Genomic DNA, 14121 nt, shown 5'->3' with positions numbered 1-14121 from the left:
CATGAACCACACCCCGAACCCATCGGACAACACGAACAACGCCGAGAGCGAGGCACCAGTCTCCCCGCGCCATGCACACATCGTGGGTTGGGGCGCGGACCTCGACCGCGCCATGCGCCCCGCCGTGCCGAAGGAGCGCACGCCGCCGCGCCTGCCGCACCACCCGATCGAGCCGCCGCAGCAGCACGCCCACGTCGAGGTGCTGCACTCGACCGAACGCCCCGGCATCACGCCGATCTTCGGCTCCACGCTGCCGCCCTCGGGTCTCAGCGGCTGGCTGCGCCGCGCGGCCTTTCGCCATTCCGAGAACGACCTGCGCCACTGGATGATGCTGCTCATGGCCGACCGCTTGCAGATGGGCGAGGCACTGGTCGGCGATCTCGCGCGCGGCCACGTGCCGAACATCTATGCCGAGATGGGCGGACGCGCCGAACTCCGGCACAACCCGAGGGGCGCCGCACGCAAGGCCGCGATCGGCATCGCGGCCGTGGTGCTGCTCTGCGTGGTGCTCAAGCCGCGCAAGCGGGCCCGGCGCCTGCGCGGATGAGGCCGCGGGCCCAATCCCGCGTCGACCGCGTGCTGCGCGAGGTGTTCTGCCTGCGGCAGTTGCGGCCGGGGCAGCGCCGCGTGATCGACCGCGTGGTGGCAGGCGAATCGACGCTCGCGGTCATGCCCACGGGCGCCGGCAAGTCGCTCTGCTACCAGGTGCCCGCGGTGCTGGCGGCGGGGCAGACCGTCGTTGTCTCGCCGCTGATCGCGCTCATGAAGGACCAGTGCGACAAGCTCGATGCGCTCGGCGTCACCGCGGTGCAGTTCAACAGCCAGTGCAGCGCCGAGGCCATCGCGGATGCCGAGCAGGCGATCGCCGATGGCCGTGCGCGCGTGGTCTTCTGCACGCCCGAGCGGCTGGCCGATGCGGCGTTCGTCAAGCTGCTGCGGCAGCGGCCGGTGTCGCTGCTGGTGGTCGACGAGGCGCATTGCATCTCGCAGTGGGGGCACGACTTCCGGCCCGCGTTCCTCGAGATCGGCGTGGCGGTGCGTGTGCTGGGCAACCCTGTGGTGCTGGCGCTCACGGCCACCGCCAACGACGACGTGGCCGCCGAGATCATGGAAAAGCTCCGCATCCCGCGCGCCGGCCATGTTGACACCGGCGCCTACCGCACCAACCTGCACTATGCCGTCGAAACCTTCGAGCGCGAGGAAGACAAGCTGCAGCGTGCGCTGGCGCTCGCGACCGGGCTGCAGGGCGGCGGCATCGTCTACACCGCCACCGTGAAGGCGGCGGAGGCGCTCTTCGCCGCGCTGTCCGAAGCCCTGGGCGCGTCCGTCGGCCTATACCACGGCCGGCAGCCCGCCAACGAGCGCCGCGCAGCGCAGGAGCGCTTCATGGCCGGCGACCTTCGCGTGATGGTGGCGACCAACGCGTTCGGCATGGGCATCGACAAGCCCGACATCCGCTTCGTGCTGCACTACCAGGTGCCCGCGAGCCTCGATGCCTACTACCAGGAGTCGGGCCGGGCCGGCCGTGACGGCGAGCGCGCCGACTGCGTGCTGCTGTACCTGCGACGCGACAAGGCCGTGCAGCAGTTCTTTCTGGCCGGATGGCTGCCCGACCTGGCCGAGCTGCGCCGCGTGCAGCAGGTCTTCTCGGAGGCGCGCGATGCGCGGCATGCCTTCGCCGATCTGCCGCAGCGCGCGGGCCTGCCGCGTGGCAAGCTGCGCGTGTTGCTGAACCTGCTGCGGCAGGCGCAGCTGCTCGCGCAGGACGACGAAGGCCTGCTGCGCTGGGGCCGCAAGGCCGCGCTCGACGACGCCGGGCTCGAGGCGCTGCTGCGCGGCCACCGCGACAAGCGCGAGCAGGAGCGCGCGGCGCTCGAGCGCATGACCTTCTACGCAACCACCGGCATGTGCCGCTGGCAGGTGCTGCTCTCGGGCCTGGGCAGCGAAGACGAACTGCTGCAGCGCTGCGGCGCCTGCGACAACTGCGCGCGCCTTGCCAGGCACGAGCGCGCGCAGCGGGACGCCGAGGCCGAAGCGGCAGCGGCCAAGGCGCAGAAGCAGGCCGCATCGCCGCGCACCGCCTTCGCGCCGGGCGAATCGGTTCGGGTCGCACGCTACGGCGTCGGCTCGGTCGCCAGCGCCGACGCGATCTCGGTCACGATCGAATTCGCCGACGGCAGTGAGCGCTGCTTCCGGCCCGAGTTCGTGCGGCCGGTGCCCGCACGGCGGGCGCGGCGGTCCGCGGTGCAGGTCCCGGTGCAGGCCCAGGCACAGGCCTGAGAATCGAGCCATGCACCATTCCGCACGCCCATCTTTCGCCCGCTCCCATCTGCTCTCGTCACTGCTCGCGGCCACCGCGGTGGGCCTTGCCGGCTGCGCTGCCAGCCCCGCGGCAAAGGAACCACAGGCATCGGCACCAGCGCCTGCGAACCGGGTCGCAGCACCAGCGCCATTGCCAGTGCCACAGGACGGCGCTGCCGTCGAGCAGCAGTTCGCCCAGTGGGTGGCCGATTTCCGCGCCACGGCGCGCGCCGCGGGCATCGGCGAAGCCACGCTGCAGTCTGCATTCGCCAGCGTGCAGTACCTGCCGCGCGTCGTCGAGCTCGACCGGGCCCAGCCGGAGTTCACGCGCACGGTTTGGGACTACCTCGACAACGCCGTCACGCCGCAGCGCGTGGCCACGGGCCAGGAGCGGCTGCATCAGGTGCGCGCCGAAACCGAGGCGGCCGCCGCGCGCTACGGCGTACCGCCGGCCATCGTCGTCGCCATCTGGGGTATGGAAAGCAACTACGGCGGCAACTACGGCAGCACGCCGGTGATCGACGCGCTGGCCACCCTCGGCTTCGACGGGCGCCGTGGCGACTGGGCCCGCCGCGAACTGCTCGCCGCGCTCAGGATCCTCGAGGGCGGCGACATCGCGCGCGAGCGGATGATCGGTTCCTGGGCCGGCGCGATGGGCCAGACCCAGTTCCTGCCATCGAACTTTCTTGCGTACGCGGTCGATGCCGACGGCGATGGGCGGCGCGACATCTGGGGCAGCATGGCCGACGTCGTGGCCTCGACCGCCAACTTTCTTTCGCGCTCGGGCTGGCAGGCTGGGCAACCGTGGGGTGTCGAGGTCCGGCTGCCTGCGGGCTTCGAGCCCGGCCGCGCCGACATGGCGATGCGCCAGTCTTCCGCGCAGTGGACGGCCGAGGGCGTGGCAGCCATCGACGGCCAGCCGCTGCCGGCCTTCGCCGACGGTGCGATCCTGCTGCCCGCGGGCGCGCGCGGGCCGGCCTTTCTGGTCGGGCCGAACTTCCGCACATTCCTGCGCTACAACAACTCGACCAACTACGCGCTCGCGGTCGGCCTGCTCGCGCAGCAGTTGGCCGGTGGGCCGGGCGTGCAGGCCGCGTGGCCGCGCGATCTTGCGGCGCTGTCGCGCAGCCAGACCGTCGAACTGCAGGCCGCGCTCAACCAGCGCGGCTTCGCGGCCGGCGCGGCCGATGGTGTGATGGGGCCCGCGACGCGCGATGCGCTGCGCCGCTGGCAGCGCAGCGTGGGCCTGCCCGCGGACGGCTACCCGAGCCTCGAACTGCTGCAGCGTCTGCAGCAGCAGCCCTGAAGGCGGCGTCCGCTAAAATCGCGGCCGGGTGCGAAGCCGCGAGCGCGGCAACGCAGGTTTCATGCGCTGGTCGGGCCGCCACGCAAATCCATCACGCCATCGCCACCCATGCAAGAGTCCACCATGCAGTACATGGCTGCTGCACTGTTCGCCGTCGCGCTCATCCACACCTTCGCAGCCAAGCAGTTCGAGCGGCTGTCGCATCGCTACCCGCGCCATGCGGGGCTGTTCCACCTGCTCGGCGAGGTCGAAGTGGTGTTCGGTTTCTGGGCCATCGTGCTGGTGCTCACGATGGGCGTGGTGATCGGCGGTGACGCGGCGCTCGACTATGCCGAATCGCGCAACTACACCGAGCCGCTGTTCGTCTTCGTGGTCATGGTGGTTGCCGCTTCGCGGCCGGTGCTGGCCACCGTCATGTCGGTCGTCAACAATATCGCGCGGCTGGTGCCGGTGCCCACGCCTGTCGCCACCGCATGGCTCGGGCTGGCCGCGGTGCCGCTGCTGGGCTCGCTCATCACCGAACCCGCGGCCATGACCATCGCGGCGCTCATGCTCGCGCCGCAGATCTTCCGGCCCCAGGTGCCCGAGGGCGTCAAGTACTTTGCGCTCGGCGTGCTGTTCGTCAACATCTCGATCGGCGGCACGCTCACCTCGTATGCCGCACCGCCCGTGCTGATGGTCGCCACCACCTGGCAATGGGACAGCGCCTTCATGCTCGCCACCTTCGGCTGGAAGGCCGCCGTGGCCGTGCTCATCAATGCGACCGTCGCCACGTTCGTGCTGCGCCGCCACCTGCCGATTGGTGCCGCGGGCAACCAGCTGGCCGGTGCGCCGGTGCCGGCGACCGTGGCCGCCACGCACCTGGTGCTGCTTGCGGGCATCGTGCTATTCGCGCACCACCCGGTCGCATTCCTCGGCCTGTTCCTCATGTTTCTCGGGTTCACGCAGGCGTACGAGCGCCACCAGAGCCCGCTGATCATCAAGGAGGCCCTGCTCGTCGGCTTCTTCCTCGCGGGCCTGGTGGTGCTCGGCGGCATGCAGCGCTGGTGGCTGGAGCCGGTCGTCTCGGGGCTCGAGCCGGTCGCGCTGTTCTTCGGCGCGCTGGGCCTCACCGCGATCACCGACAACGCGGCGCTCACCTACCTGGGTTCGCTGATCGCCAACATCTCGGACGAATCGAAGTACATGCTGGTCGCCGGCGCGGTGGCGGGCGGCGGCCTGACGGTGATCGCCAACGCGCCCAATCCCGCGGGCGTGGCGCTGCTCAAGCGCGGCTTCACCGACGAGACCATCGGCGCGGGCGGGCTGCTGCTCGGCGCGCTCGGGCCCACGGCCGTGGCGGCCGCGGCGTTCATGCTGCTGTAGTCATTCGGCCACGCTGGCGCGCTCGGGCCGCGCAGGTCCGCCGCAGGGATTTGCTGACCCGGTCCAGCCTGTCATCATTCGTGGCTGAATGACCAAAAAACTTACATTTGACGCAAGCCTGCTCGACCGGGCGCGGCAGGTGCTGGCCGGCTCCGATGGCACGCTCACGGCCGCAGCCGCCACGCCCGAGGCTGGCTGCGTGGCGTTCATTGCGTTGGGCGACGGCACGAGCCGCGCGCGCGTGGTCGCCGGCCGCGGCGCCACGGCCGACGAGGCCTGGGAACGTGCCACCGACGCGGCCACCGCGCTTGCCAAGCGCATCGGCATGCAGCCCCTGCGCCTGCGCGCGGAACTGGTCGACCAGGTCGAGCCGATGCGATGGAGCGCGCTGAAGGCCCGGCTGGCCGGCACCAAGCGCAACTACTTCCACCAGGGCGTGTCCTTCGATGCGCACTTCGATGTGGCACTGCTCGCGCCCGAGATCCACGGCAGCGCTGTCTTCTACAACGGCAGCGTGGAACATGCCGAGCCGAACCCGGGCAACCTGCGCCTGCATGCGAAGCGGCGCTTCGGGCGCGAGCTCGACTTTCCCGCCGACGACGATGCGCCCGTCTGGTGCTTCACCACGCGCGGTGCCTACGTCGATGCCGAGGGCGCGTGGCCGATCACGGCCGAGGGGCAGGCCGCCGGGTACCGCGTGCTGTCCGACTGGGACGCGCCGCAGGTGCACCGCCTCATCGACAGCGCCAGCGACTACCTCGCGGCGCAGGTCAAGCCCTCGGGCGAGTTCCACTACGGCTGGTTCCCGTGCTTCGACCGCGCGATTCCCACCTACAACACGCTGCGCCACGCCAGTTCGACCTATGCGCTGCTCGAGGCCTGGGAGCTGACCCGCAGCGACACGCAAAAGGCCGCGATCGACCGCTCGCTGGCCTTCCTCGCGCAGCGGCTCATCCGCCAGGTCAGCCTGCCCGACGGCACCCGCGCCGCCTACCTGCTGGACATCGGCAACGAGATCAAGCTCGGCGGCAACGCGGTGTGCCTGCTGGCTTTCGTGAAGTACACCGAGTTGACGGGCGATGCGCAGTACCTGCCGCTGCTCGAGCAGCTCGCGCTCGGCATCCAGGCCATGCAGGACCCGGCGACGGGGCGCTTCGTGCATGTGCTGAACCATCCGGCGCTCGACGTGAAGAGCGCCTTCCGCGTCATCTACTACGACGGCGAGGCCGCCTTCGGCCTGATGCGCCTGTACGGCCTCACGCGCGATGCGCGCTGGATCTCGGTGGTCGAGAAGGCCTTCGTGCACTTCATCGCGGCCGAGCACTGGCAGGCGCACGACCACTGGCTCAGCTACTGCGTCAACGAACTCACGCGCTACCGGCCCGAGACGCGCTACTACCGGTTCGGGCTGCAGAACGTGGCCGGCTACCTCGACTTCGTGCTCGAGCGCATCACCACGTTTCCGACGCTGCTCGAGCTGATGATGGCTGCCCGCGAGATGGTGGCGCGCATGGCGGCCGATCCCGCATTGCAGCCGCTGCTCGACGGCTTCGACCGCGCAAAATTCGACCGCGCGCTCGAGCACCGCGCGCGCTATCTCGCCAACGGCCACTTCTGGCCCGAGCTGGCGATGTTCTTCCGCAACCCCGACCGCATCGCGGGCTCGTTCTTCATCAAGCACCACAGCTTCCGCGTGCGCATCGACGACGTGGAGCATTACCTGTCGGGGTATGTGGCATACCTGCGCTTCTTGCAGAGTGGCGAGCGCAATCGCGAATCGGCGCCGCGGTTGTCGCGCGATGCGGGCCCCGTCGTGGCCTGGGGCGGCGACGTGAACCTGGGCCGCCGGCAGCACTATCGCACCGCGGAGCTGGGCTTGCCTGCCGTGCTCGGCGGGGTTCCGGCGCTGGGCGAGGCGGACCTGCGCATCGTCAACCTCGAATGCGTGGTGGCGAGCCGCGGCGAGCAGGGCAGGGCCAAGGGCGAAGGCGGGCCGCACTACTACCGGGCGAGGCCCGAGATGCTGCGCATCCTGGCCGACGCGCGCATCGATCTTGTCGTCACGGCCAACAACCACAGCGGCGACTATGGCGCCGAAGCGCTCGCGGAGCAGGCGGCGCTGCTCGACGCCGCCGGCATCGGGCATGCCGGCTCGGGCCCCACGCTCGAAGACGCACTGGCCCCGGTGCTGCGCCGCGCAGGCGCGCTCAACGTGGCGCTGTTCGCGATCGACACCACGCAGCACCGTTTCGCGGCCGGCGAGGCAACGCCGGGCAATGCCTACCTGCCGTTGTCCGCGCCTTCCGCATGGATCGCATGCCTGGCACCGCGGATCGCCGCGGCGCGCGAAAAGGCGCACGTGGTGCTGGTTGCCGTGCATTGGGGAAAGAACCAGGAGGCCGCACCCGACGCCGACGAGATCGCCGTCGGCCACGCGATCATCGAGGCCGGTGCCGATGCGGTGCTCGGCGCTTCGGCGCATGTCCTGCAGGGCGTCGAGATCCACGACGGCCGGCCGATCGTCCACGATGCCGGCGATCTGCTGTTCGACGCCATGCGCCGCGACGATGACCTGGGCGGGGTGTTCTCGCTGCAGCTCGGCGCGGAAGGCGTGCGCCGCGTGATGTTCACACCCGTCGCCACGGGGTTCGGCACCACGGTGCAGCTCGAAGGGGAGCGCGCGCGCGCAGCGGCCGATCGCTTCGTCCGGAAGTGCGCATCGCTCGGTTCGGTGTTCACGCCCTGGGCCAACGGCCAGTGCGTGATCGACCTGCAGCCGCCGCCCCGGCCCGAGCGCGCGCTGCCGCTGCTTCCGGCCGTGGTCCATCGCCCGGTGGCGATCGCGCCGGTGGCACAGCCTCATGCGCAATGGCAGGTTGCAGCCGTGCCGACCGACGCGGCGCTCGAATCGCCGGTTTCCCTCGGGCCGCTGCGCCTGCTCGGCGTGCGCGTGGCGCCGCAGGCCATCGAAGGGCGCCGCCCACTTTTCGTGGAGACCTTCTGGCAGCTCGACCAGCCCACCGATGCCGACTGGCGGCTCGATGTGCGCGCGGTGCCCGCCGCGCCGGCCACCATGCCGGTCTGGGGTGTCGGCATGGACCATGACCCGTGCGACTGGATGTGGCCCACGAGCCGCTGGGAGCCTGGCCGCATCTACCGCGACTTCCACTCGCTGCGGCCACCGCCCTCGGCGCAGCTGCACGATGCGCTGCTGCAGATCGAGGTCGGCCTCGCGGGCCCCCATGGCGCACGGGTCGAACGCGTGCGCCTGCCCCGGCAGGTGCCCTTCGCCGCACGGCCGGGTGCAACCACAGCGCACGCCACCACCGAACGCAGGGCGCCTGCGCCGCGCTACCGCGTCACCCCGCCGGATGCGCTGCCGCCCGACCTGCCCGATGGCCCGGCACAGACATGGAACGCCGCCCAGCTGGCCGTGGCGACCGGCGGCACCTGGCTCGTCGAACCGCCCCCGGGCTGGTTCGTGCGCTCCGTGGTGCGCGGCGAAAAATTCCTGGGCCTGCTGCCGGCGCCGGCGCTGTTCGTTGCTTCGGACGCGCAGACGCGGGCCCTGCACGAACGCTATGCCGCGCCGCAGAGCGCGCGAGCCGTGGACTGGTCCGAACATGTGGTGCGGCTGCAGCCGCGCCTGGCCGGCGCGATGCTGAGCAAGCCGGTGGCCGGGCTCGATCCGGCGCTGCCCGTGCTGCACGTAGACGATCCGATCCAGGCGCTCATCGAGCTGGGCGCTGCGGCGCGGCAGCGCTTGCAGGGCCGGGTCGTGGCCATCACCGGCAGCGCTGGCAAGACCTCGGTCTGCCGGATGCTCGACCATGCGTTCTCGGCCTCGCTGCGCGTGTTCTCGACCGTCGACAACTACAACTCGCGCGTGGGCATGCTGGCCATGCTCGCGAATGTTCCGGCGCGCACCGACCTCGTGGTGCTCGAGGCTGCCGTCAGCGGCATCAATGCGCCGGACTACCAGAACATCAAGCTGGTCCGTCCCGACCTGGCCATCATCACCAACATCGGCCCTTCGCACCTGGACGAGGGCCGGACCGTCGAGGACATCGCGCGGCGCAAGGCCAACATCTTCGAGGGCATGCGCCCCGGTGCCTGGGCCGTGCTGTGCGCCGACAGCGATCACTTCGAGTACCTGCTGGGACGTGCGCAGGCGCGGCATCTGCAGGTCGTTACGTACGGCATGTCCGAAGCGGCGGACATCCGGCTCGACGCGCACGATCCGGCAACGGGCCGCGCCACGGTCACCCACGGCGAGCGAAGCTTCTCGTACCTGCTCGGCGCGAAGGGGCGGCACATGGCGGTCAACAGCCTCGTGTGTTTTGCGGTGGCGCACGCACTGGCGCTCGACGACGCCCGGGTGCCGGCGCAGCTCGCGTCCTTCGCGGCCGTGGCCGGGCGAGGGCAGACGCTGGATTTCGCACTCGACGGGCGGCGCTTCCGGGCGATCGACGAGACCTACAACGCCAATCCGCTGTCGATGGCGATGGCGCTTGCGATGGTCGCCGAGGAGCCTGTGCGCGAGGGGCGCAGGCTGCTCGTGCTGGGTGACATGCTGGAACTGGGAGCCGATGGCGCGCGCTACCACGAGGCGCTCATCGCGCCGATCGTCCGATGCCAGCCCGCACTCGTCTTCCTGCGCGGACCGCAGATGCACGCGCTGCGAGATCGGATCGCGGCGGCGCTTCCGCCGACGACGATCGTGCACGCACCCGCTACGCTCGCAGCGCTTCAGCGGCTGTTGCTTGCTGCCATCGCCGACGGCGACCTCCTGCTGCTGAAAGGCTCCAACGGCATGCAGCTGTGGGAACTCGTGCGGGCAATGACGGCGCTGCAGCAACAACAGCCAGCGGTGGTGATCCGGCGCGCGGAGGCACGGCCTGCCGCGACAGGGCCTTCGGCGTGCGTCTGATGCCGGCATGGCCGACGCGTCGGCCATCGCATTCCGCGGTGGCGGGGCGCATGCTGGCACTCGTGGCGCTGACGCTGGCGCAGACCGCCTGGGCGCAGTTCGACGGCCGCGCGCCCCGAGCCGCCGCGGGCATCGCCGAAGACGCCCCGCTCGCATGGAATCAGCCGCCGGTGCGCGCTACCTGCCCCGACCGTTTCGGCCACCTCTGGGTGCAGCCCGCCGATGGCCCCGCCTGCGTCCGCTACTTCGCGAGCAGCGACGTCGATGGCGCGCGGCTGGCGATCGTTCAGCTCTCGGGCGACCGCGACAGCCTCATGAACCGGCCGCCCGCGCAGATCCCCGGCAACACCGGGGCGCTGCGCACGCTCGACGCCGAGCGCAGCCGCGACCGCGCCGGTGTGCCCTGGGTCTTCATGGCGCGGCCGGGCACCTACGGTTCGTCGGGCGACCACGGCAAGCGGCGCGAAGCGGCCGAGTTCCATGCGCTCGACGCGGCGCTCGATGCGTTGATGCAGCGACATCGGCTGCAGCGCATCGTGATCGTCGGCCACAGCGGCGGCGCCACCGCGGGTGCGGCGCTGCTCACGCTGGGCCGCCAGCGCATCGCCTGCGCGGTGCTGACCTCGGGCGCCTACGGCCTGCTCGAGCGCGCGCGCCGGCTCGGCAAATCACGTGGCGGCCTCAGCGACACCACGGGCAGCACCCGGTTCTACGATCCGCTCGCGCACGTCGACGGCATCGCGCCCGATCCGCTGCGGCGCATCGTGCTGATCGGCAACCGCGACGACCGGAACACGCCGTTCGACCTGCAGGAGCGCTTTGCCGAGGCGGTCGCCAAGGCGGGCCACCGCGTGGAGATCAAGACCCATGCGGCCGAGCCGCCGCAGTACCACGACCTCACCGACCGCATCGCGCTGCGCACCGCGTCGCGCTGCGCGCGCGAGGCGATGTTTCAATAGCGGCAGGCTCAGCGACAAGAAGGAAAGACATGGCTCCGACGATCCCCCGCGGCATCACCTCGCGCGAATTCGGCCGCCTGCCCGACAGGCGCGCGGTCACCGAACACACGCTCGACAACGGCCTCGGCCTGCGCCTCAGCGCCATCAACCTCGGCGGCATCGTCACCGCTTTGCATGTGCCCGACCGCCACGGCGCGAGCGGCAACATCGTGCTCGGCCTGCCGACGCTGGCCGACTACCTGGGGCCGCATCCGCACCTCGGCACCATCGTCGGTCGCCATGCGAACCGCATTGCACACGGCCGCTTCACGCTCGATGGCCAGCCGCACCAGTTGTCGGTCAACGACGGTGACCATTCACTGCATGGCGGCCAGCGTGGCTTCGGCACGCGCTTCTGGCAGATCGAGCCCGTGCCTGCCGACGAGGCACCGGATGCCGTCGCGATCGACCTGCGCTATACGAGCGCCGATGGCGAGGAAGGCTATCCGGGCACGCTGCAGGTGGCGGTGCGCTATGCGCTGAGCACGCGCGAGAACACCTGGCGCATCGACTACCGCGCCGAGACCACCGACCGGCCCACGGTCCTGAACCTGACGCACCACGACTACTTCAATCTCGCCGGCGGCAGAGGCACGGTGCTGGACCACACGCTCACGATCGCCGCGAGCCGCTACTGCCCCGTGGACGCCGGCCTGATCCCGCTCGGCGAGGCGCCAGTGGGCGGCACGCCATTCGACTTTCGCGCGCCGCGGACCATCGGCGAGCGCATCGGCGAGCCGCACGCGCAGCTGCTTGCGGCCGGCGGCTACGATCACAACTGGGTGCTGGATCGCGCGGGTGCGAACGGCTTGGCGCTGGCTGCCCGCGTCGCGCATGCGCCCTCCGGGCGCGTGATGGAAGTGCACACCACCGAGCCCGGCGTGCAGTTCTATTCGGGCAATTTTCTCGACGGCAGCCTGCGCGGCAGCCACGGCGAGCCGCTGCTGCGCGGTGCCGGGCTGTGCCTCGAGACGCAGCGCCACCCCGACGCGCCGAACCGGCCGGAATTTCCGTCGACCGTGCTGCGGCCCGGCGAGCGCTTCGAGAGCGCGACCGAGCACCGCTTCGGCCTGCTCGGCTGAGCGGGCCCGCCGCTTCAGCGCGGCGGCGGCGCCTGCACCATCGCCGCCACCAGGCGCCGCACGATCGGCAGCAGGCCGAGCAGCGCAGGAAAGGCGACCAGCCATGACACGCCCCACGCGGCCATCCACTGCGGCAGCAGCCCGTCGTTGAAGCCGACACTCTTGAGCGTCGCGATGCCCGCGACGATGCACGACATGAAGACCGACAACAGGAGCGGCATGAGGACGCCGGCCCAGCGCGCGGGCAGCTTGCGCGCGCTCATCGGGAAGGCTGGCTTGCGGCCAGTTCGCGGATGTAGTCGGCGAGCGTGCGCGCCGGGCGGCCAAGAATGGCCTCGAGCGTGAGCGCATTGCCGCCGAGGCCGTGGGCCGCGTAGTGGGCATGCACCTTCGAGAGCATGACGAGCTGCTGCGCGTCATAGGGCGGGCGCGCCACGGCCACCCACTTGTCGAAGGGCAGTTCCGCCGCGCGCACCGGCCGCCCGAGTGCCTCGGCGGCCAGGGCCGCGATCTCGACGCGGTTGAAGCGTCCTGGTGCGCACAGTTCGAAGCTGCCGTACGCCAGGCGGTCTTCGGTCAGCGCGATGGCGGCTGCTTCGGCCACGTCGCGGTAGTCCACGCGCGCGATGCGCGTGCCGACCGGGTAGGGCTCGGCGAGAATGCCGTCGCGTGCGATGGCGGTCCAGGCGGACTGCAGGTTCTGGAAGAAGTTGGCCGGGTGCAGCAGCGTGTAGTCGAGCGTCGATTCGAACAGCGCCGTTTCCACCGGCAGCTTGCTCGCATGGTTCGCGAGCGTGGCGTGCGTGGGCTGGATCACCGAAGAGAAAACGAACTTGCGCACGCCCGCGGCCTGCGCCGCCGCCACCATGCGGCAGCCCATGTCGGCCTCGTCGGGCTGGAAGGCCGGGCCGATGTGGAACACGCCCTGGCAGCCCGCCGCCGCGCGCGCGAGGCTCGCGCCGTCGCGCAGGTCTGCCACCGCCACCTGATGTGCGCCACGCTGCAAGGCTGTCGCGGTGTCGTCCGGCCTGCGCACCAGCGCGCGCACGGTGGCACCGCGCGCGGCGAGTGCCGGCACCACGAGGCCGGCGACGCGGCCGGTCGCTCCGACCACCAGCACGGTGGGTTTTTGTCGTTCCATGGATGATTCCTTTTTTCTCTTGATTGCCTGCGAAGCGGCCATCGCCGCGGAACCGCAAAGATAGGGAAGGCATGCGCACCGGAGAATCCGCGCGCCGCGCCAAGAACCTTCATCCAGACCGGAAAGATGCATGGACCAGCTTCAGGACATCCGCGCCTTCGTCGCCATCGTCGACCACGGCAGCCAGAGCGCAGCCGCGCGCCAGCTGGGGCGCTCGGTGCAGTCGATCAGCCGTTCGCTTGGCATGCTCGAGCGCAGCCTCGGCGTGCAGCTGCTCCGCTGCACCACGCGGCGCTCGTCGACGACCGAAGTGGGGCGCAGCTACTACCGCCGCGTGCAGGCCGCGCTGGCCGAACTCGACGCAGCGGGCGCCGAGGCGAACAGCCAGCGCGAAGCGCCCAGCGGACTGCTGCGCGTCGCTGCACCGGTGGAGTTCTCCGCGTCGTACGTGGTGCCGCTGGCGGGCGCGTTCATGCAGCGCTACCCCGGCATGGCGGTGGACCTCACGGCGTCCGACCGGTTCGTCGACCTGATCGAAGGCGACCTCGACCTCGCGATCCGCATCGGCGAGCTGCCCGATTCGGAGCTCGCGGCGCGGCGGCTCGGCGCACTGCGGCGGGTGGTGTTCGGTGCGCCGTCGTACTTCGAGCGGCACGGAAGACCCGCGCGGCCCGAGGACCTCGCGGCGCACGAATGCCTGGTGCGCACCACGCACGGCAACGACGGGCACTGGCCGTTCTCGATTGACGGCCGGCGCGAGCGCGTGAAGGTGTCCGGCCGGTTTCGCGCCGACAGCACCGCCGCGCTCTACGCGGCGGCGACCAGCGGCATGGGCCTGTTCTTCACGCCGCTGTGGCAGATCCGGCATCTGGTCGCGAGCGGCCAGGTCGAACTGGTGCTCACCGCGTTCGAGGCGCCGCGCTGCCGGTGCACGCCGTGTGGCCTGCCGCGCGCGGCAGTTTCGCGCGCGCGAAATTGTTCGCGGATTTCGCGGCGGA

General features: G+C 71.0%; 9 protein-coding genes and 1 pseudogene. 8 read left to right on the top strand and 2 right to left on the bottom strand.

Annotated features, from left to right (window positions below):
- Position 1 precedes the first annotated feature (1 nt).
- From AC3A6J_RS22850 to AC3A6J_RS22820, 7 genes are all read left to right on the top strand, one after another.
- Positions 2-547 carry a hypothetical protein gene (locus AC3A6J_RS22850; protein ID WP_487862286.1) on the top strand — a complete coding sequence of 182 codons (546 nt, stop codon included), beginning with the start codon at positions 2-4 and terminating at the stop codon, positions 545-547.
- Positions 544-2280 (top strand): RecQ family ATP-dependent DNA helicase, encoded by a 1737-nt coding sequence (locus AC3A6J_RS22845; protein ID WP_487862285.1) that lies wholly within the window; start codon positions 544-546, stop codon positions 2278-2280. Before AC3A6J_RS22850 ends, AC3A6J_RS22845 begins: the two co-directional genes overlap by 4 nt.
- 10 nt (positions 2281-2290) lie before the next feature.
- A complete protein-coding gene (locus AC3A6J_RS22840) occupies positions 2291-3607 on the top strand; it encodes a lytic murein transglycosylase (protein ID WP_487862284.1) in 1317 nt (438 codons plus the stop codon).
- 108 nt (positions 3608-3715) lie between these two features.
- Positions 3716-4972 carry a putative Na+/H+ antiporter gene (locus AC3A6J_RS22835; RefSeq protein ID WP_487862283.1) on the top strand — a complete coding sequence of 419 codons (1257 nt, stop codon included), beginning with the start codon at positions 3716-3718 and terminating at the stop codon, positions 4970-4972.
- Between the two features lie 88 nt (positions 4973-5060).
- Positions 5061-9902 (top strand): CapA family protein, encoded by a 4842-nt coding sequence (locus AC3A6J_RS22830; RefSeq protein WP_487862282.1) that lies wholly within the window; start codon positions 5061-5063, stop codon positions 9900-9902.
- A 50-nt stretch (positions 9903-9952) separates the two neighbouring features.
- Positions 9953-10861, top strand: a complete 909-nt coding sequence (locus AC3A6J_RS22825) for an alpha/beta hydrolase family protein (protein ID WP_487862281.1) — start codon at positions 9953-9955, stop codon at positions 10859-10861.
- A 29-nt stretch (positions 10862-10890) separates the two neighbouring features.
- A complete protein-coding gene (locus tag AC3A6J_RS22820) occupies positions 10891-11982 on the top strand; it encodes an aldose epimerase family protein (RefSeq protein ID WP_487862280.1) in 1092 nt (363 codons plus the stop codon).
- A gap of 14 nt (positions 11983-11996) precedes the next feature.
- Here the strand turns inward: AC3A6J_RS22820 and AC3A6J_RS22815 are convergent, their stop codons facing one another.
- Together AC3A6J_RS22815 and AC3A6J_RS22810 are read right to left on the bottom strand one after the other, a co-directional pair.
- Complete coding sequence (locus AC3A6J_RS22815) at positions 11997-12245, bottom strand: DUF2798 domain-containing protein (protein ID WP_487862279.1); 249 nt, start codon at positions 12243-12245, stop codon at positions 11997-11999.
- Positions 12242-13123, bottom strand: coding sequence for an NmrA family NAD(P)-binding protein (locus AC3A6J_RS22810; RefSeq protein WP_487862278.1), 882 nt, complete (start codon positions 13121-13123; stop codon positions 12242-12244). The genes AC3A6J_RS22815 and AC3A6J_RS22810 overlap by 4 nt, the downstream gene beginning before the upstream one ends.
- A 130-nt stretch (positions 13124-13253) precedes the next feature.
- Here AC3A6J_RS22810 and AC3A6J_RS22805 point away from each other — a divergent pair.
- A pseudogene (locus AC3A6J_RS22805) lies at positions 13254-13985 on the top strand (LysR family transcriptional regulator); the annotation flags it as partial.
- Between the last annotated feature and the right edge of the window lie 136 nt (positions 13986-14121).

Source organism: Variovorax sp. Soil_C_39 (genome assembly GCF_057656815.1).
The sequence above is the reverse complement of the archived record's forward strand: the minus strand, read 5'-3'. Positions and strand labels throughout refer to the sequence as shown.